This window comes from Streptomyces sp. NPDC005866, assembly GCF_040629895.1.
In the GTDB taxonomy this organism is placed as follows: Bacteria; Actinomycetota; Actinomycetes; order Streptomycetales; family Streptomycetaceae; genus Streptomyces.
In genome coordinates, this window is record NZ_JBEXWP010000006.1 from 53,635 (window position 1) to 72,221 (window position 18,587).

The 18,587-nt window shown below is 71.4% G+C and carries 17 protein-coding genes and 3 pseudogenes; 9 read left to right on the forward strand and 11 right to left on the reverse strand.

The features are described 5' to 3' along the window. Positions 1-12: 12 nt before the first annotated feature. Both ABZ396_RS11035 and ABZ396_RS11040 read right to left on the reverse strand, forming a co-directional pair. Positions 13-756: a C4-type zinc ribbon domain-containing protein gene (locus ABZ396_RS11035; protein WP_358916483.1), complete on the reverse strand. Its 744-nt coding sequence runs from the start codon at positions 754-756 to the stop codon at positions 13-15. After that, positions 753-1,601 (reverse strand): Nif3-like dinuclear metal center hexameric protein, encoded by an 849-nt coding sequence (locus ABZ396_RS11040; protein ID WP_358916418.1) that lies wholly within the window; start codon positions 1,599-1,601, stop codon positions 753-755. Before ABZ396_RS11040 ends, ABZ396_RS11035 begins: the two co-directional genes overlap by 4 nt. Before the next feature lie 187 nt (positions 1,602-1,788). Here ABZ396_RS11040 and ABZ396_RS11045 point away from each other — a divergent pair, with 187 nt between their 5' ends. Then, a complete protein-coding gene (locus ABZ396_RS11045; protein WP_358916420.1) occupies positions 1,789-2,994 on the forward strand; it encodes a hypothetical protein in 1,206 nt (401 codons plus the stop codon). Between the two features lie 117 nt (positions 2,995-3,111). Beyond that, a complete protein-coding gene (locus ABZ396_RS11050; RefSeq protein ID WP_358916422.1) occupies positions 3,112-3,264 on the forward strand; it encodes a hypothetical protein in 153 nt (50 codons plus the stop codon). A gap of 58 nt (positions 3,265-3,322) precedes the next feature. Here ABZ396_RS11050 and ABZ396_RS11055 read toward each other — a convergent pair. Continuing rightward, positions 3,323-3,523 (reverse strand): annotated as a pseudogene (locus tag ABZ396_RS11055) (short chain dehydrogenase); the annotation flags it as partial. Between the two features lie 144 nt (positions 3,524-3,667). Then, positions 3,668-4,525, reverse strand: a complete 858-nt coding sequence (locus ABZ396_RS11060) for a MaoC/PaaZ C-terminal domain-containing protein (RefSeq protein WP_358916424.1) — start codon at positions 4,523-4,525, stop codon at positions 3,668-3,670. Between the two features lie 278 nt (positions 4,526-4,803). Between ABZ396_RS11060 and ABZ396_RS11065 the strand changes: the two genes are divergently transcribed. Continuing rightward, positions 4,804-6,075 carry a sensor histidine kinase gene (locus ABZ396_RS11065; RefSeq protein WP_358916426.1) on the forward strand — a complete coding sequence of 424 codons (1,272 nt, stop codon included), beginning with the start codon at positions 4,804-4,806 and terminating at the stop codon, positions 6,073-6,075. Here the strand turns inward: ABZ396_RS11065 and ABZ396_RS11070 are convergent. Next, positions 6,053-6,205 (reverse strand): annotated as a pseudogene (locus ABZ396_RS11070) (AbfB domain-containing protein); the annotation flags it as partial. The gene ABZ396_RS11065 and the pseudogene ABZ396_RS11070 sit on opposite strands and share 23 nt — an antisense overlap. A 129-nt stretch (positions 6,206-6,334) precedes the next feature. Here ABZ396_RS11070 and ABZ396_RS11075 point away from each other — a divergent pair. Then, positions 6,335-6,967, forward strand: coding sequence for a response regulator transcription factor (locus tag ABZ396_RS11075; protein WP_358916485.1), 633 nt, complete (start codon positions 6,335-6,337; stop codon positions 6,965-6,967). A gap of 174 nt (positions 6,968-7,141) precedes the next feature. Here the strand turns inward: ABZ396_RS11075 and ABZ396_RS11080 are convergent, their stop codons facing one another. Both ABZ396_RS11080 and ABZ396_RS11085 read right to left on the reverse strand, forming a co-directional pair. After that, positions 7,142-8,578 carry an MFS transporter gene (locus tag ABZ396_RS11080; protein WP_358916428.1) on the reverse strand — a complete coding sequence of 479 codons (1,437 nt, stop codon included), beginning with the start codon at positions 8,576-8,578 and terminating at the stop codon, positions 7,142-7,144. 89 nt (positions 8,579-8,667) lie between these two features. After that, a pseudogene (locus ABZ396_RS11085) lies at positions 8,668-8,817 on the reverse strand (Nonspecific lipid-transfer protein); the annotation flags it as partial. Positions 8,818-8,976: 159 nt separating this feature from the next. Between ABZ396_RS11085 and ABZ396_RS11090 the strand changes: the two are divergent. The 4 genes from ABZ396_RS11090 (at position 8,977) to ABZ396_RS11105 (ending at position 13,486) form a co-directional block, all read left to right on the forward strand. After that, entirely contained in the window at positions 8,977-10,731 is a 1,755-nt protein-coding gene (locus ABZ396_RS11090) for an MFS transporter (RefSeq protein ID WP_358916430.1), read from the forward strand. Between the two features lie 211 nt (positions 10,732-10,942). After that, positions 10,943-11,596 (forward strand): class I SAM-dependent methyltransferase, encoded by a 654-nt coding sequence (locus ABZ396_RS11095; protein WP_358916432.1) that lies wholly within the window; start codon positions 10,943-10,945, stop codon positions 11,594-11,596. Between the two features lie 22 nt (positions 11,597-11,618). Next, positions 11,619-12,545, forward strand: a complete 927-nt coding sequence (locus ABZ396_RS11100) for an N-acetylmuramoyl-L-alanine amidase (protein WP_358916434.1) — start codon at positions 11,619-11,621, stop codon at positions 12,543-12,545. A gap of 131 nt (positions 12,546-12,676) precedes the next feature. Next, on the forward strand, positions 12,677-13,486 hold the full coding sequence (locus ABZ396_RS11105) for a hypothetical protein (protein WP_358916435.1): 810 nt from the start codon (positions 12,677-12,679) through the stop codon (positions 13,484-13,486). A 277-nt stretch (positions 13,487-13,763) separates the two neighbouring features. On the opposite strand, the gene ABZ396_RS11110 is transcribed toward ABZ396_RS11105, so the two are convergent. Then, a complete protein-coding gene (locus tag ABZ396_RS11110; RefSeq protein WP_358916437.1) occupies positions 13,764-14,327 on the reverse strand; it encodes a hypothetical protein in 564 nt (187 codons plus the stop codon). 136 nt (positions 14,328-14,463) lie between these two features. On the opposite strand from ABZ396_RS11110, the gene ABZ396_RS11115 reads away from it, so the two are divergent. Next, entirely contained in the window at positions 14,464-14,757 is a 294-nt protein-coding gene (locus ABZ396_RS11115; protein WP_358916439.1) for a hypothetical protein, read from the forward strand. Positions 14,758-14,931: 174 nt separating this feature from the next. Here ABZ396_RS11115 and ABZ396_RS11120 read toward each other — a convergent pair whose 3' ends face one another. The 3 genes from ABZ396_RS11120 to ABZ396_RS11130 are packed head-to-tail and all read right to left on the reverse strand — an operon-like array spanning position 14,932 to position 18,481. Beyond that, positions 14,932-16,002, reverse strand: coding sequence for a prenyltransferase (locus ABZ396_RS11120; RefSeq protein WP_358916441.1), 1,071 nt, complete (start codon positions 16,000-16,002; stop codon positions 14,932-14,934). Beyond that, positions 15,999-16,757 carry a class I SAM-dependent methyltransferase gene (locus ABZ396_RS11125; protein ID WP_358916443.1) on the reverse strand — a complete coding sequence of 253 codons (759 nt, stop codon included), beginning with the start codon at positions 16,755-16,757 and terminating at the stop codon, positions 15,999-16,001. Before ABZ396_RS11125 ends, ABZ396_RS11120 begins: the two co-directional genes overlap by 4 nt. Next, positions 16,751-18,481: a glycosyltransferase family 4 protein gene (locus ABZ396_RS11130; RefSeq protein ID WP_358916445.1), complete on the reverse strand. Its 1,731-nt coding sequence runs from the start codon at positions 18,479-18,481 to the stop codon at positions 16,751-16,753. Before ABZ396_RS11130 ends, ABZ396_RS11125 begins: the two co-directional genes overlap by 7 nt. Positions 18,482-18,587: the final 106 nt, after the last annotated feature.

Here is an 18,587-nt window from a genome sequence, read left to right on the forward strand (position 1 = left end):
GTAAGCCCCTTACTACAGGCCGGACTCGGACGTGCGCACCAGGATGCGGCGGCAGTTCTCGCAGCGCACGACCGTGTCGGGCGCTGCCGCACGGATCTCGCTCAGCTCGGTGATGGCGAGCTCCTGGCGGCAGCCCTGGCAGCTGCGGGCGTACAGCTTGGCCGCGCCGATGCCGCCCTGCTGCTCGCGCAGCTTGTCGTAGAGCTTCAGCAGGTCCGCCGGTACGGAGCCCGCGATGACCTCGCGCTCCTTGGTGACCGTGGCCGCCTCGGCGTTGATCTCCTCGGACGCGGCGTCCCGGCGGCCGGTGGCCTCGTCGATCCGGCCCTGGACGGCGCCGACCCGCTCGGTCAGTTCGGCGATCCGCTCCTGGGCGGACTCGCGGCGTTCCATGACCTCCAGGACCACGTCCTCCAGGTCGCCCTGGCGCTTGGCGAGGGAGGCGATCTCCTTCTGCAGGTTCTCCAGGTCCTTCGGGGAGGTGACCGCGCCGGAGTCCAGGCGCTGCTGGTCGCGGGCGGCGCGCTGACGCACCTGGTCCACGTCCTGCTCTGCCTTGGTCTGCTCGCGGGCGGTGTCGCTCTCCTCGGTCTGCGCGGCCACGAGCAGGTCGCGCAGCTGGGTGAGGTCCTTCGTAAGCGACTCGATCTCGGCGTGCTCGGGCAGCGACTTCCGCTTGTGCGCCAGCTGCTGAAGGCGGACGTCCAGGGCCTGGACGTCGAGGAGTCGGATCTGGTCGGCGGGCGCGGCGTTCAGTTGGGGGCTCCAAGGGACGGTGTGTGGCTGGTCCAGGGGTCGGTGACCGTCTTGGAGACGTGCACACGAAGGTCCCAGCCGTGGCGGTCGGAGATCTCGTCGAGCTGGGCTGCGGCCAGCTCGCACCAGGGCCACTCGGTGGCCCAGTGCGCCGCGTCGAGCAGCGCGAGGGGACTGTGGGCGACAGCCGCCGTGAATTCTGCCGCCGGGTGGTGGCGCAGGTCCGCCGTGAGGAAGGCGTCCACCCCGGCGGCGCGGACGACGTCGAGGAGGCTGTCGCCGCTGCCGCCGCTGACGGCGACCGTACGGACGAGGGTGTCGGGGTCGCCGGCGACGCGGATGCCCTGCGCGGTGGCGGGCAGCCGGGCGGCGGCCCGTTCCGCCAGCTCCCGGACGGTCACCGGGTGGTCCAGTTCGCAGACGCGGCCCAGGCCCCGGCGGCCCTCCGGATCGGTGGGGTCAGGGACGAGGGGCCGTACCACCCTCAGGTCCAGGGCCCCCGCGAGCGCGTCGGAGACGCCCGGGTCGGCGGTGTCGGCGTTGGTGTGGGCGACGTGCAGCGCGATGTCGTTCTTGATGAGGGTGTGGACCACCCGGCCCTTGAAGTGGGTCGCCGCGACCGTCGTCGTGCCGCGCAGATAGAGGGGGTGGTGGGTGACCAGCAGGTCGGCGCCCAGCTTCACCGCCTCGTCGACGATGTCCCGCACCGGGTCCACGGCGAACAGGACGCGGGTGACCTCCTGCTCGGGGTCGCCCACGACGGTGCCGACCGCGTCCCAGGACTCGGCCCGCTCGGCGGGCCACAGGTTCTCCAGCGCGGCGATGACTTCTGACAGACGGGGCACGGGGAAAAGGCTACCTGCCTGTTCCGCGCGGCCGTACCTGCTCGCCCACGGGAGCAACGCGCAGCACACCCGTCCCCGTTTCCTCAGGCGAATCGCCGAGTGTGCACCCGTATGTGTGAAGTCGTCGGCCGCCGCTCTCCCGTCTGTGCGTGCGAAAACTAGCTTCGTTGCCGGAGGTGACCGAGCGATGACGGCCTGTGCGATCGAACCGTCGGCTGCGGGCGAGGACGACAGCGCGCCGAGGGCGGGCTGCGCCATCACGGTGGACGGCGCGTACGCGGCCCGGCTGGCCCAGCAGGAAGGTTCCTGGTTCCCGGAGCGGTGGACGCTGGACGGCCACGAGCCGTACGCCGTGCCGCTGCCCGGCAACCAGCCCGAGGAGCCGGGTACGGAGGTGCAGCCGATGGGCGACGGGCGGGTGCTGATCCGCCGGCTGGTGGACGGGCGGCACCACTTCGCCCTGCTGTATCCGACCGGGCCTGGGACCGGTGAGCTGCCGCTGGGGGCGGTGGAGTGCCCGGATCCGGGTGCTTCGCTACGGCTGCTGCCGCCCGCGCCGGGAGGCAGAACCGCCTATGCGCTCGCCGTGGGGCCGCGTTCCTCCACCGTGTGGCTGGTGGTGGGCGGGGCCTTCGGACCCGAGCCACTCGCGGCGGTTCCGGGGCACTGTTCGGGCGGGATCTGGCTGGACCGGCGCCGGCGGCTGCTGGCCTTGGACCGGGAGCTGGGCGGGCGGACCAAGGCGGTCGTGGTCGACCTGGACCGGGGCGGCGAGGTGTCGCCACTGCTGCAGATCGCGGCGCACAGCGACGACCGGCTGCTGCTCGCCGACCCGGACAGCGGGCTGATCCTGGTCGGCTCGGACGCGCCCTCCCCCGGGCAGGAACGGTTGGGCTGGGGTGTCCTCGGCAGCACACTGCCGGTGCGCTTCCCGGAGTGCCTGGGGGTGGCGGAGTGCGCGGTGAGGCCGTTCGCGATCCAGCCGGGGCAGGTGCTGATGCCGGAGAACTGCGGGGTGGCGCTGCGGATCGACGGGCCGATGGGCAGCTGGGTCGGTGCCTGGCGGCCCAGAGAACGTTGGCTGCGTCATCTCGCGGCGCCTGAAGGATGGTTGGCGGGCAGCGGGTTGTGGACGGAGGACGGGGTGCTGCGGCTGCCGTACGCCACGGGGGAGGTCCCGTGCGGCGTGGCGGCGTTCGCGGTTCCCTGGGGGGAGACACGGGAGTACGGGGGACCGGGGGACGCGGGCCGGGGGGATCCGGTTCGGGACGGCACGGCTGCCGGGGCGTCGAGGACGCCCGGCGAGCAGGCGGAACCGGACCCTCCGGAACCTGTTGCGGCCCGGCCGGTGCCCTTGCAGCAGGCCCCGCTGGGGCGGCTTGTAACGAAGTAGAGGTGGCTTGTAACGAACTAGCAGCGGTCGGCGTGGCCGCCTGGAATCGCCCCGTGGTGGGCCGGTTAAACTCGCCGCGCTGTAAGAAAGATCATGTTGACGGGGTGAATTCTTCCGATGAACGACGCCAGCACGTACGAGCAGCTGTCCGCCGGCCTTCAGGAGACGGATGGCCACGGCAAACACCGTGGTGAGGTCTCGGCCCAGGAGAGCGAATCGGCCCCTAGCGGCCGGCACCGCAAGCCGGAGCCGGTCGAGAGGGCGGCCTGACGATACGTACGACAGCGGCTCCGCCCTTCTGGGGGTGGGGCCGCTGTCGTCTCTCGTCCTACTGCCGTTTCAGCCCCCGCACCTCCGCCGCCGCGAAGGTCTCCCCCGGCGGCCGGTCGGCGTAGTGCGGGGTGAGCAGGGCGTCGAGTTCGTCGTAGCTGAAGGTGTCCTGCTTGCTGTCGAACTTGGCCTGGACACGCGGCCGTTCGACGATCGCGACCATACCGCCGTGGACGACCAGCAGCTGGCCGTTGATCCGCTCGGCGGGCCGCTCCAACCCGGCGCGTCGTCGAGGACCTCCAGCTTCTCCTGGCCGATCTCGTGCAGTACGGCTGCGCGCATGGTGCGGCTCTCCCCTCAACTGCGTACTGGACCAAGCCGGCTCGAGCTTGATCAAACTTGATCAAGAGTGTTCGACGGTCGTGTCGGCGAGGACGGGCGCGTCGTCCCGCTCGACTGCGCTGACGGCGACCCGGGTGGACTCCGGTGTGTGCCACATGCGGATCCGGAGCGTCTCCCCCGGGTACACCACGCCCGCGAACCGGGTGGTGTACGACCGCACCCTGCTCACGTCCCCGCCGAGCAGGGTGTCCACGACCGCCTTGAGCGTCATGCCGTAGGTGCACAGCCCGTGCAGGATGGGCCGGTCGAAGCCGGCGAGCTTGGCGAACTCCGGATCGGCGTGCAACGGGTTGTAGTCGCCGGAGAGGCGGTAGAGCAGGGCCTGGTCCTCTCGGATCGGGCGCTCGACGGTCCGGTCGGGCTCGCCGGCGGGCGGGTCAGGGCGCGTTGAGGGGCCGCGGTCGCCGCCCCAGCCGCCCTCCCCTCGTACGAAGATCTGCGCGTCGTTGGTCCACAGGGGGCCGTCGGCGTCCGCGACTTCGGTGCGCATCACCAGGACGGCCGCCTTGCCCTTGTCGTAGACGGCCGCGATCCGGCCGGTGGCAGTCGCCGTGCCCTCGGCCGGGATGGGGCGGTACAGGGTGAGGGACTGGCCGCCGTGCAGCACCTTGGCGAGGTCGACGTCGACGCCGGGCATGGACAGTCCACTGATCACCCCGGGCGCGCCGGCTCCCGCGACGGTGGCGAAGCTGGGCAGCACATGCAGCCGGGTCTCCAGGGTGTAGCGCAGCTCGGCGGGATCGGTCGCGGGGCGGCCCGCGCCGATGCCGAGGTGGTAGAGCTGGACGTCCCGGCGGTCCCAGCGGATCTCCCCGGACCGGGGTTCGGCGGCGAGGGCCTTGGCTGCGTCGATGGGCATACGGCTCCTGAGGTGTCTCAAGACCCCGGCACGGCCGTCCGCACCGTCGGCCGCACCGAGGTCGTCCACGGGGCAGATCTAGAACGCGTTCCAGTAAAGCGGCCCCCTGTATAGCCGGGCGCTCCACAGTTGTGAAGGCTCCTGACACGGTGTCAGATCTGGTCGTGCCGGGCCATGACATTTGTCCTGCCCAAGGCCGTACATCCACCCCTGCCGGACCGGCGTGCCCTTTCGTATGGTCGTTCCGCTGGAACTGTGCGGATCGGGGGAAGAGCGACATGTCGTGGTGGCAGGGGATGAGGTGCCAGGTGAAGGCCTGGCAGGTGGCGCGCGCCCAGTGGCGGGACGAGATGGCCCGTTTCAAGGAGCAGCGGAGGTCCGCGCGGGGGGACGGCCGGGTGCCCGACCACCTGGGCCCGCCGCCCTCCGGGTTCGCTCTGCTCCCCTGGCTGCTGATGGGGTTGGGCTCCTTCTCCAATCTCCTCCAGGGCAAGACGCCGAACCCGTGGGTCGGCGCCCTGGGACTGCTCGCCTTCAACTCCCTGTACATCTACGTCACCTTCCGCTCCTTCCGCAAAGAGGCCCGTGAGTCCACCTCCACCCGGGTCGCCCTGCTCCTCATGGGCCTGCTGACCACCGGCCTGGCCCTCGGCTACGGCGGCAACTGGCTGATGTTCTTCCCGCTGCTCGGTCTCGCCACCGGCGCGGTGCTGCGCGGGCCCTGGCTGGGCCGTGCCGGGATCACCCTGGCCTGCTTCGCGGGTGCCGTCTCCTGGTACCGGGAAGGCTCGGACGCCGTCACCATCGCCTACGGCACCTTCCTGTCGACGATGATCACCGCCGCGATCCTCTCCCTGACCGAAGCGGTACGGGAACTGCGCGCGGCCCGCGAGGAACTGGCCCGGCGCGCGGTGGAGAAGGAGCGGCTGCGCTTCTCCCGGGATCTGCACGACCTGCTCGGGCACACCCTCTCGGTGATCGTCGTCAAGTCGGAGGCGGCCCGGCGGCTCGCGCGCCGCGACATGGACGCGGCGCTGTCGCAGATCTCCGACATCGAGTCGGTCGGCCGGCAGGCGCTCACCGAGATCCGCGAGGCCGTCACCGGCTACCGGGAGGGCAGCCTGGCCACGGAACTCACCCGGGCCCGCTCGGTTTTGTCGGCGGCGGGCATCGAGCCGGTGGTCCGGCAGTCGGGGGCGCCGCTCGCCCCGCAGACCGAGACACTGCTCGGCTGGGTGGTTCGCGAGGCGGTCACCAACGTCGTCCGGCACAGCGACGCCGGCCGCTGCGAGATCACCGTCGCCGGCGCCGCCGAGCGGGTCCGGCTGACGGTCACCGACGACGGTTCGGGCGCGGTGGCCGCCGAGCCCCGCCGGGAGGGCGTCGGCGGCACCGGTCTGAAGGGGCTGACCGAGCGCCTCGCGGCGGCGGGCGGCTCCCTCAGGGCCGGCCCGTCGCCACGCGGGGGCTTCACGGTCGCCGTGGAACTTCCCACCGGGACACTGGAGTCGCTTGCCTCAGCGGTTGTTACGGCGCCCAGGGCGAGCTGACGACCCAGCTCACGTCGTCCACCCAGGAGGTGGCGCTGTCCCAGGCGTTGGAACCGCCGTCGCTCGCTGTGTAGAGGTCGTAGTTGTAGTGGCGCAGGTATTTCGTCGGGTAGTTGTACGACGCGAACGACGGGGAATTGCAGAGGTGATTGCTTGAGCACGGTCAACCGTCGTCAAGCCCTGCGGAGCAGAACAATGACCGCTCTTTAATTACCGGGCCCGAGGCTAGGCTTGGGCTGTGTACGAGCCTGCGAACGAGATGCCCCGGGACCACCGGCCCGGCAAGTCCATCAGGGTGCTGCTCGCCGAGGACCAGGGCATGATGCGCGGGGCCCTCGCCTTGCTGCTCGGGATGGAGCCGGACATCGAGGTCGTCGCTCAGGTCGGGACGGGCGACGCGATCGTGGACGCCGTGCTGACCCACCGGCCCGACGTGGCCCTCCTCGACATCGAACTGCCGGGCCTGAGCGGCCTGGACGCGGCGGCGGAGCTGCGCGAGCAGGCGCCCGACTGCCGGGTGCTGATCCTGACCACCTTCGGCCGGCCCGGCTATCTGCGCCGGGCCATGGAGGCCGGGGCGGCCGGCTTCCTCGTCAAGGACGGTCCGGTCGAGGACCTGGCCCGGTCGATCAGGCGGGTGCTCGCCGGGGAGACGGTGGTCGACCCGGCGCTCGCCGCGGCCGCGCTCAGCGCCGGGCCGAACCCGCTCACCGCCCGCGAGTGCGATGTGCTGAAGGCGTCGGTGGACGGCGCGACCGTCGCCGACATCGCGGCGAAGCTGCATCTGTCGGAGTCGACGGTCCGCAACTACCTCTCCGCCGCGATCGGCAAGACCGGCACCCGCAACCGCGCGGAGGCGGTACGGGAGGCCCGGCAGCAGGGGTGGCTTTGAGCTTTCTTCGGCCTATTCCGCCACCTCCGCGGAGAACCCGACGGCCGGCTCGGCCACGGCTGTCGTGCGGCCGATCATGAAGCTCTGGAACTCCTCGTTCCGAGCGTTCTTCCGTTCCCCCATGGGCACCTCCTGGATGCAAAGAGGAGTCCACGAGCCGCCCGGACCGTTGCCTCATCCGGCGGGCGTCGGCGAAATTCTTCCCGGCAGCCACAGCAGCATCAGCACCGCCCCGGCCAGCAGCAGCCCGGTGCTGGTGCGGAAGGCCAGCGCGTACCCCTCGGTCAGGGCCGCGGCCCCGCCGTCCGTGCCGGTCCGGGCCGCCGCGACCGCCGACATCACCGCGAGCCCCAGCGAACCGCCCATCGTGCGCGAGGTGTTGATGAGGCCCGAGAGCAGCCCGGCCTCTGCCGGCGCCGCCCCGGACGTGGCCAGCGCCGCCAGCGGGGTCGCGGCCAGGCCGGCGCCGAGCATCATCAGGATCCCGGGGAGCATGATCGCCGTCGTGTAGGCGCCGTGCGGGCCCATGGTCGACTGCCAGCCGAACCCGGTCACCGCGACCAGCGTTCCCGCCACCGCCACCGTCCGCGCTCCCGCCCGCCCCATCAGCCGGGGCGCCAGCTTGGAGCCGACGAGCACCGCCACCGAGCTGGGCACCAGGGCGAGGCCGGCCTCCAGCGGGGAGTAGCCGAGGACGTTCTGGGCGTAGAGGGTCATGAAGTACCACATGCAGAACATCGCCGAACCGGACACCAGCATGGCCGCGTTGGCCGACGCCACCGGCCGCCGCCCCAGCAGGCCCAGCGGCATCAGCGGGGCCGCCGTACGCGCCTCGACGGCCAGGAACAGCCCGATCAGCGCGAACCCGGCGGCCAGCGGGACCAGTGTGGCCGCCGCCATCCACCCCTTGGCCTCGGTCTGCGAGACGCCGTACGCCAGGGTCGCGAGGCCCGCGGTCACCAGCACCGCGCCGGGCAGGTCGAGCCGCCGTCCGGCACCGGCGCGGCTCTCCACCAGCCACCGCACGGACCCGGCGAGGACCAGCGCGCCCACCGGCACGTTGATCAGCAGCACCCAGCGCCAGGACAGCACGTCCACCAGCACCCCGCCGACCAGTCCGCCGGCCGCGCCGCCCCCGGCACCGACCGCCGTCCAGGTGGCGATCGCCCGCGCCCGGGCCGGCCCCTCCGGCACGGCGGCCGTGAGCAGGGTCAGCGTGGAGGGCGCCAGCACCGCCGCGCCCAGCCCCTGCACGGCCCTGGCGAGCAGCAGCTGCCAGCCGTCCTGGGCGAGGCCGCCGCCGAGCGAGGCCAGTGTGAACAGACCGAGCCCGACCAGGAACATCCGCTTACGGCCGTACAGGTCACCGGCCCGCCCGCCGAGCAGCATGAAGCCGGCGAAGGCGATGGCGTACGCGTTCACCACCCACTGCAGGCCGGACGTGCTCAGCGCCAGGTCCGCGCGCATCGACGGCAGCGCCACGTTCACCACGGACACGTCGAGCACGACCAGGAACTGACCGGCGCACGCCAGCGCCACCACCAGCCAGGTGGGGGGCGCGGTACGGCGGGATATTCGTGGGGTGTCCGCGGCTTCGAGCATGACCGTCATGCTCTCAAGGCGGTTACGGTCCTTGCATCGGCTTTTCGACCCACCCGGCCCTCGGTCGTACGGTCTACATCCCGGCTCCGCCGGCCGATCGCGCCCAGCGGGTGCCCCTTGGAGATGAGCCCTACGGTGGGGTCCACCACCCAGCGGCCGCCGTACGTCGTCGCGCCGGACTCGACGAGCTTGCCCGATTCGCCGACGGCGCACATGCCGAGTGCCTCCTACGTCAGCAGCTCATCGACCAGACGCTGACGGCAGATCAGAAACCCATGGGGCGGTCAAGGATTCGTTAGAAGCTCGAAGCAACGGAATAGTTGCCTGTGCATACGAGGTTTACCCGGCACCTGACCGATGCGGATCCCTCAGTTCCCGTCACTCTCTTGGCCCGGAGGCCTCACTCAATGACGCACACGACGACCGGCCAGCCCACCCGGGGCGCGAGCGGGGCCGTGGTCCCGGTTCTCGCCTTCGCGGGCATCGTGGTCGCGGTGATGCAGACCCTGCTCGTTCCGGTCATCAAGGACTTGCCGCAACTGCTGGGCACCGCGCCCAGCAACGCCACCTGGGTCCTCACCTCGACGCTGCTGTCGGGCGCCGTGGCCACTCCGATCATGGGCCGCCTCGGCGACCTGTACGGCAAGCGGCGGATGCTGATATTCAGCCTCGCCGTGATGGTGGTGGGCGCGCTGATCAGCGCACTCACCAGCGATCTGCTCACGATGATCGCGGGCCGTGCCCTCCAGGGCTTCGCCATGGGCGCGATCCCGCTGGGCATCGGCCTGATGCGCGACATGCTGCCGCGCGAGAAGCTCCCCTCCGCGATGGCCCTGATGAGCTCCTCGATCGGCGTCGGCGGCGGCCTCGCGCTGCCCGCCGCGGCCCTGGTCGCGCAGCAGGCCGACTGGCACGCCCTGTTCTACGGCGCCGCCGGCCTGGGTGTCGTAGCCATCGCCCTCACCCTCTTCGCCGTACCGGAGTCCCCGGCGCGCGCCAAGGGCACGTTCGACGTCCTGGGCGCGATCGGTCTCTCCGCGGGCCTGGTCCTCTTCCTCCTTCCGATCACCAAGGGCAGCGACTGGGGCTGGGCCTCCGGCACCACGCTCGGGCTCTTCGCCGCCTCCGCCGCCGTCCTCCTCCTGTGGGGCGTGATGGAGCTGCGGGTCAAGGCCCCGCTGGTCGACCTGCGCACCACGGCCCGCCCGGCGGTGCTGTTCACCAACCTCGCCTCCATCATGGTCGGCGTCAGCTTCTTCGTCGTCTCGCTGGTCCTGCCGCAGCTGCTCCAGCTGCCGAAGGCCACCGGCTACGGCCTCGGCCAGTCGATGGTGTCCGCCGGTCTGCTGGTCGCCCCGCTGGGCCTGACGATGATGTTCACCGCCCCCGTCTACGCGCGGCTGTCCGCCAAGTACGGCCCCAAGACCACCCTGATCCTCGGCATGCTGATCATCGGCATCGGCTACGGCGGTGGGCTGGGCCTGATGAGCGCGGCCTGGCAGAGCCTGGTCATCGCGGTGATCCTGGGCGCGGGCATCGGCCTCGCGTACTCCTCCCTCCCGGCCCTGATCGTCGGCGCGGTCCCCGCGTCGGAGACGGGCGCGGCGAACGGTCTCAACACGCTGATGCGGTCCATCGGCACGTCCGTGTCCAGCGCCGTCATCGGGATGGTGCTGGCCAACACGGCGAACCACGTGGGCGGCGTCGCCATCCCCACCATGCACGGCTTCCGGGTCTCCTTCCTGATCGCGACGGGTGCGGTGGCCGTGGGTCTGGTTCTCGCCCTGCTCCTGCCGAAGCGGAGCCTGCCGGCGGCGGAGGCCGCCCAGCACACGCGGCTGCGGGCGAGCAGCGACGAGGACGCCGCGCTGGCCAACGCCGAGGAAGTGCTGCGGGGCTTCCGTGGGAGGGTGCTCGACGCCCACGGTGTCCCGGTGGCCCGTGCCAAGGTCACGCTGATCGACCGGCGGGGGCGGCAGGCGGGGGCCACGCTGTCCGGTGACGACGGTACGTACGCTCTCGCGGTGCCGACCGAGGGGGCGTATGTGCTGGCCGCGAAGGCGGCAGGGCATGGGCCGTTGGCTTCTTCGGCGTCGCACAGGGGCGATGAGCGAGCCGTTGACCTGGATCTTTCGTTGCCCGGGGAGACGGTTTCGGCGTAGCGGGCGCGTTGTCGGCTGCGGGTGCGTTGTCGCCTGCGGGTGGGTGGAAGCTGGTCGCGCCCACGCGGCGGAGCCGCACATTGATACAGCCCCGCGTCCCTGAAGGGGCGCGCTGCCCCTGACGGCATTTCCATCGCACCCCCTGTCCGGGCTCTGGCAGGGGGTGCGGCAGCATGGGCGGTCGGAATGTCGCAGGACCGAAGGGATCCCCATGGCCGTGGTCGCACCCCAGCCCGAGACTCTGGCCGCGTTCGAGAAGGCCAAGGGGTTCATGCCGCTGCACGAGGGGCTGGCGCTGTACACGGCCGCAGTCGAGGCCGGAGCGCTCGGCCTCCCGCTCCTGGAAGTCGGGACCTACTGCGGCCGCTCCACCCTCCTCCTCGCCGACGCGGCCCGTGCGGCCGGGGTCACCGCTGTCACCGTCGACCATCACCGGGGCAGTGAGGAGCAGCAGCCGGGCTGGGACTACCACGACCCGGAGACGGTCGACCCGGAGCTCGGGTTGATGGACACGCTGCCCACCTTCCGGCGGACGCTGCACCGGGCCGGGCTCGAAGACCATGTCGTCGCCGTCGTCGGCCGTTCCCCGCGGGTCGCCTCGTTCTGGCACTCGCCCCTCGGGTTCGTCTTCATCGACGGCGGCCACACCGACGAGCACGCCACCGCCGACTACGAGGGCTGGGCCCCCCATGTGGCCCAAGGCGGGCTCCTTCTGATCCACGACGTCTTCCCGGACCCGAAGGACGAGTTCACCGGCCAGGCCCCTTACCGCGTCTACCTCCGCGCCCTGGAGTCGGGTGCGTTCGCGGAGGTCTCGGCGCACGACTCGCTGCGCGTCCTGCGGCGAACGGGGGCGGGGATCTGAGGGCGCGGTTAGAGTCGCAGTCGTGTCCTACACAGGCCCGGAATTCGATTCCCCGCGGCAGCGCCGGTTCCCGCGGGCGCCGCTCGCTGTCGCTCTTGCCGCGCTGGTGCCCGGTGCGCTGCTCGGATGGGTGGTGTACGAGGGGGTGGGCAAGCCCGGTGGCAGTGGCCGCAGTGGTGGCAGTGGTGTCGGGCAGGGGGACGCGGCGACGCCCAGGTCGGCGGCCATGTTGCCCAGCGATGACGCCAAGGTGCCCAGCCCGAGTGCGGTTCCCTCCCTGAAGGGCAAGGTCGTCGTCATCGACCCGGGGCACAACCCGGGGAACTTCCAGCACGCGTCCGAGATCAACCAGAAGGTGGATATCGGGACGAACTGGAAGGAGTGCGACACGACGGGGGCCTCCACCAACGCCGGTTACACGGAAGCCCGGTTCACGCTCGACGTCGCGCATCGGCTGCGGACCCTGCTGGAGCGGCAGGGGGCCACCGTGAAGCTGACCCATGACGGGGACAAGCCCGCGTGGGGGCCGTGCGTGACCCAGCGCGCGCAGTTCGGGAACGACGCGCACGCCGACGCGGCCATCTCCATCCACGCCGACGGGATGCCCGAGGGCGACCGCGGTTTCCATGTGATCCTCCCGGCCTCCGTGCACTCCGGCGGCGCCGACACCCGCCCGATCGTCGGCCCCTCGCGCACCCTCGGTGAGCGCGTCAAGAACGACTTCGCGAAGGCCACGGGCAGCGCTCCGTCCAACTACGTCGGCAACGGCACCGGTCTCGACGTACGTAAGGATCTCGGCGGTCTCAATCTGTCAACGGTTCCCAAGGTGTTCATCGAGTGCGGCAACATGGGCGATAGCAAGGACGCGGCACTGCTGACGAGCGGAGCCTGGCGGCAGAAGGCGGCACAGGGAATCTCTGCGGGAATCGTGAGTTTCCTGCGCGGGTAGGCATCGGCGGGCGGATCCGGGCGGACACCCTGATCGTTCGGACGATAGTGTCCCTCCTACGATTCCTACGATGAGGGGCACACCCCCGCGACGCCTCCTCCGCCGACGAGACGACCTACGAAGGACCTGAAGTGAATATCCGCTCCCTCACTAGAGGCGACGGCGTGGTGATCGGAGCAGCGGTGTTGCTGTTCATCGCGTCGTTCCTCGACACGTTCGACAAGTCCGGCAACGGTGCCCCGAACGCCTGGGACAACCTCGGCCTGGTGATGAGCATGTACGTCGGCGGTATCGCCGGCGCGGTCCTGATCGTCCTCGCCCGCGCGCTGCCGCAGCCGCTGAAGTTCGTCGGCCTCGACCTGGGCCAGATCGGCGTCGGTCTCACCGTGTTCGCCGTGTGGACCGCGGTCTGGTCGACCATCGACCCGCTGGGCGCGTTCGACGACTTCAACAGCCTCAACATCGGCGCCGGTTCCGGCCTGATCCTCGGCCTGATCGCGGCCCTGGTCCTGGCTGCGGCCGCGATCGCCACCCCGCTGGTCCCGGCCCTCCAGGCGGCCCTGATCCCGGCCCCCAAGCCCCAGGCCCCCCAGCCCTACGGCGCCCAGCCTCCGAGCGGTTACGGCTACCCCGGTGCCGCCGCCCCGCAGCAGCCGTACGGTGCTCAGCCGCAGCCGGGTCAGCCGTTCGGCCAGCAGCAGCCGCCGGCCGCCGTACAGCAGTCGCCGGCTGCCCCCGCCCCCGACTTCTCGCCGTTCTGGTTCGCCGTCCCGGTGGCGCGGCCGCTGTTCGCGGAGGACGGCTCGCCCGCGCCGCTCGCCGAACTGGCGCCCGGTACCTGGTACTTGGCGGTCGAGCAGCGCGGCGCCGCCCTGGTGGCCCAGACGCAGGACGGCCGCCGTGGTGTGCTGCAGGACACCTCCGGGATCCAGCGCGGCTGATACGTCGAAGACCCGCGTACGGCCCCTTGCCCTTTCGGGTGAGGGGCCGTTGTCGTACAGTCACCCACCGATGGTCTGACGTGGCGTCAGGAGGCTCGCGTGCGGCTCGGGTTGGCACTCGGATACTGGGGCGCGTGCCCTCCCCGGACCATGTGCCGCTGGCGCGGGAGGCGGAGCGGTTCGTCGGGGACCGCCTCGGACAGTCTCCGCCGGAAGCGTCAGCTCCGGCCGAACACAAGGTGAATGGCACTCCGGCGCCGCATCCTAACCACGGTTCTCAGTGGGCGAGTTGAGACGCCGAAGGCACCTGGTTGGTGACCGGGGCGCCGGCGCTCTTGCCGGCGTCCTTGACCTTGTTGATGACGTCGTTGAACGAACTCGCCGCGTTCTCGTCGCCCTTGCGGAGCTTGGAGGGCAGATCCTTCAGCGCGTCGATGCCGGACGAGAGCGGCGCGACGGCCTTGGACAGCAGCGGGTCGCCCTCGGCGTTCCGCTTGGCGGCCTTGAGCCGGTTGTAGGCGAAGGCGCCCGCGGCACCTGCCTTGATCAGGGCCAAGGTGCGGCCGTGGGCGCCCTTCTTGAACTTGCCGGCCTTCCACGGCTTCACGATCCACTGGTAGGTCGCGCCGGCCGCCAGGGACGCGTTGGTGACGAACCGGGTCTTGGCGAACTTCTGCTTCTCCGCGGACGTACTCGGACTGGGCGTGCCGGCCACGGGCACCGCCACCTTGCCGGTGTCGATGGACTTGCTCTGCGTGCTGACGCCACAGGCGGTGCCGCCGGCGACCAGGGCGCAGCAGAGGGCCAGTGCGACGACGAGGCGCCGTATCGGTACGGGCACGGGGTCCTCCCGTGTTGTCTCGATGTCCTCCCCGAGCGGGTGCTTCCTCCGGCAGCCTCACCCAGATGGCGGCGTTGCGCCACTCGGGGGAACGCCGTTCAGGTTTCAAGGACCGGTCGGCGGCAACCCGCAGCGTATGTCCCCTGAATCCCGTCGTGGTGCAAACCAGGCCGGCACGGTCGTCGCGATCGTCGCCGACGTCATGGCCCTCATCCTGGGCCTCTGGATACTGATGTACCTGCTGGACGCGAACCGGGCGAACAGCCTGGTCCAGTTCGTCCACCACGCGGCCGGCTGGCTGGCCGGCTGGTCGCACGACCTGTTCACGTTCGACGAGGCATGGGCGAGGGTGGTGGCAGGGTACGGCCTGGCGGCGGTCGTATACCTGTTCATCGGCCACGCGATCGCCCACCGGATGCACCGCCACTGAGAAACGCCGGTGCAGGGTCGCGCCCCGATGGGGCGCGGGGCCGTGCGGATACACGGCTGCGCCGCGTGGGCGCGACCCGCACCGACGGCGCCGCACCCGCCGTAGGCCAGAAGTCCGCGTTACGCCAAAGCCCGCCGTACGCCAGAACCCCGCGGTACGCCAGAACCCGGCCCGTCAGGCGCAGCAGTCCACCTCAAGCCCGGCAGGAAGCTGCTCTCCCCCGAACACCGCGCACGTGGCCTCATGCCCACCCAGCGCGGCCACGGCCAGCAGCAGCGACCCCGCGGTCCACGTGGTCAGCTCCCGCGGCCAGATCGCGTCGTCCTCGAAGACGTATCCCGTCCAGTACAGCCCCGACTCCGCGTCCCGCAGATGCCGAATGGACTGGAGAATCTCCAACGCCCGGTCGGACTCCCCCACCACCCAGAGCGCGAGGGCGAGTTCGGCCGACTCGCCGCCCGTCACCCATGGATTCGGTACGACACACCGCACCCCGAACCCGGGCACGACGAACCGCTCCCAGTCCTTCTCGATCCGCGCACCCGCCTCCGCACCCGTCAACGCCCCGCCCAGCACCGGGTAGTACCAGTCCATCGAGTACCGGTCCTTGTCGAGGAACCGCTCCGGGTGCAGCCGTATCGCGTGCCGCAGCGCGCCCACCGCCAACTCCCAGTCCGGCTGCGGTTCTTCACGCTGCTCGGCGATGGCGAGCGCGCAGCGCAGCGCGTGGTGGATCGACGAACTCCCGGTCAGCAGCGCGTCGTCGGTGGGCGTGCCGTCGTCCTCGCGCCGCCAGCCGATCTCGCCGCCCGGCCGCTGCAACCGCAGCACCCACTCGACGGCCGCATACACGGCGGGCCACATCCGGTCGAGGAAAGTGTCGTCGCCGGTCGACAGGTAGTGGTGCCATACGCCAACGGCGATATAGGCGACGAAGTTGGACTCGCGGGAGCGGTCGGTGACGTCGTCGTGCGCGCCGTCGGCGTAGGCCGCGTACCAGGAGCCGTCCTCGTTCTGGTGCTCGGCGAGCCAGTTGTAGGCCCGCTCGGCGGCGGTGTGCTCCCCGGCCGCGTCCAGCGCCATCGCTGCCTCGATGTGGTCCCAGGGGTCGAGGTGATGCCCCCGGAACCACGGGATCGCGCCGTCCTCCCGCTGTACGGCGAGGATGCCACGGACGGTCGCGGCGGCCTGCTCGGCGGTGAGGACCCCGGGCAGGACGAGGTGTTCTGTCCGGGGGGTGGTCACTTGGCGGCCACCTCGGTGTTCGTGTCGGCCTCGGTCCGGGGCAGATGCGGCTTGGTGGCGTAGACGACGAAGCTCTTGCCCATGACCGGGTTCAGCGCCTGCTCGGCGACGCGCGTGGCCAGCGGCTTCTTCATGATGTCCCAGACCAGCAGCTTGTGGTACGCCCGCACCGGCAGCGCCTTGTCGTTGTCGACGCCGAACGCGCACTTCAGCCACCAGTACGGCGAGTGCAGCGCGTGCGCGTGATGCGTGCCGTACGGCCGCAGACCGGCTTCCCTGATCTTCGCGAGGAGCTCGTCCGCCTTGTAGATGCGGATGTGCCCGCCCTCGACCTCGTGGTACGCGTCGGAGAGCGTCCAGCAGACCTTCTCAGGGCCGTAGCGGGGCACGGTGACGGCTATCCGCCCGCCGGGCCTGAGCACGCGGACCATCTCGGCGAGCACGCCCTTGTCGTCGGGGATGTGCTCCATGACCTCGGAGATGATGACGACGTCGAAGGACTCGTCAGGGAAGGGGAGAGCCAGCGCGTCACCCTCCATGGCGGTGGCCGTAGCGCCGGCCGGGGCCTCGCCGGCCTCCTCCATCGCCGCGAACCACTTGGCGACCTCGCGGATCTCCTCGCCGTTCTGGTCGAGGGCCACGACCTGGGCGCCGCGCCGGTAGCACTCGAAGGCGTGGCGGCCGGCCCCGCAGCCGAGGTCCAGGACGCGGTCGCCCGGGGCGAGCGGGAACCGGGAGAAGTCGACGGTCAGCACGTGGCCCTGCCTTCGGAATTGACAACCTCTGAAGAGACAAAGTCTGGGGAGCCGACCTCCGAGACCGCGGAACTCCCGCCTACGGAGGAGGGGCCGGGATGCGGGGTCGCGGGGCCATCGGCTGCCGCCGGGGCCGCGGGGTCGTCGGCTGCCGCCGTCGTCGCGGAGCAGGTCTCGGTCCGGGCGGCGGAGTCGGCCGCCGAGGTGGCGGGGCGATCGGCAGCGGTCGTCACGGTGCGGTCGGCCGCCAAGGTCCTGGAGCGGCCGGCAGCCGTCGTCACGGGACGATCGGCCGCCAAGGTCGCGGGGCCATCAGCAGCCGTGGCCGCGGCGCGGTCGGCAGCCGTCGTCACGGCGCGACCGGCAGCGGTCGTCGCGGCGCGATCCACCGCCGTCGTCGCGGCGCGCGGCTCGGTGCGGGCGGCGGAGCCGGCGATCGCCTCGCGGTACCGGGCCACCGTGCCCTCCGCGGCGCGCGCCCAGGTGAAGTGCCGTAGCACCCGCTCACGGCCGGCCCGGCCGAGCCGCGCCCGTAGCTCCGCGTCGCCGAGGAGCCGGCTGAGCCCGGCCGCCAGCGCGTCGGCGTCACCCGGCGGCACGGCCAGGCAGGTCTCCCCGTCCCGTCCGGCGACCTCCGGAATGGCGCCGCCCGTCGTCGCGAGCAGCGGGGTGCCGGTCGCCATGGCCTCGGCGGCGGGCAGCGAGAAGCCCTCGTAGAGCGACGGCACACAGGCCACCTCGGCCGAACGGACCAGGTCGACGAGTTCGGCGTCGGAGATGCCCTTCACGAACTCGACGGCGCCGCCGAGGCCGTACCGCTCCATGGCCTGTGCGACGGGCCCTTCGGTGGGCCGCTTGCCGACGACGACGAGGTGGGCGGCGGGGTGCTCGGTCCGTACCTTGGCGAGGGCCTCGACCAGGAACACGAGCCCCTTCAGGGGCACGTCCGCGCTGGAGGTGGTGACGATCCGGCCGGACACCTGGGGTACGGCCGGATTCGGCGCGAAGAGGTCGGTGTCGGCGCCGATGTGGACGACGTGGACGCGGTCCTCGTGGACGCCGAGATGCTCGACGATCTCCTGGCGGGAGGTGCCGGAGACGGTGAGTACGGAGGGCAGCCGGCGGGCGACCCGCTTCTGCATCCGGGTGAAGGCGTACCAGCGCCGTACGGAGTAGCGCCGCTTCCAACCCTCGGCGGCGTCCAGCTCCAACTGCCGGTCGACGGTGATGGGGTGGTGGATGGTGGTGACGAGGGGGGCGCCGATGTCGCCCAACAGGCCGTATCCGAGGGTCTGGTTGTCGTGGACGACGTCGAACTCCCCGGCGCGGGCGCGCAGATGGCGGCGGGCGCGGAGGGAGAAGGTCAGCGGTTCGGGGAAGCCGCCAGTCCACATGGTGGCCACTTCGAGCGCGTCGACCCAGTGCCGGTACTCGTCGCGCCTGGGCGTCCGGAAGGGGTCCGGGGACCGGTACAGATCGAGGCTGGGCAGCTCGGTGAGGCTGAGCAGGGGGTAGCCCTCGTCGAGGACGGGGTACGGCTGTGAGCCGATCACCTCGACACGGTGACCGAGCCGGGCCAGCTCTCGGGAGAGGTGCCGTACGTAGACGCCCTGGCCGCCGCAGAACGGGTTCCCTTTATAGGTGAGGAGCGCGATGTCGAGCGGTCGCTCGCCGTCGGCGGCGGGTTCCTGGTCGGCACCCGCCCGCCTGGCCTCAGCGGTCACTCTGGGCCCCCCTCTCCCTGCACTTTCCCGCGAGGTTACGCCGGGACGCTAATCTAGAACAAGTTTCAGACTTGATCGTTCAAGAGGCTCTGAATCTACCGGCAGG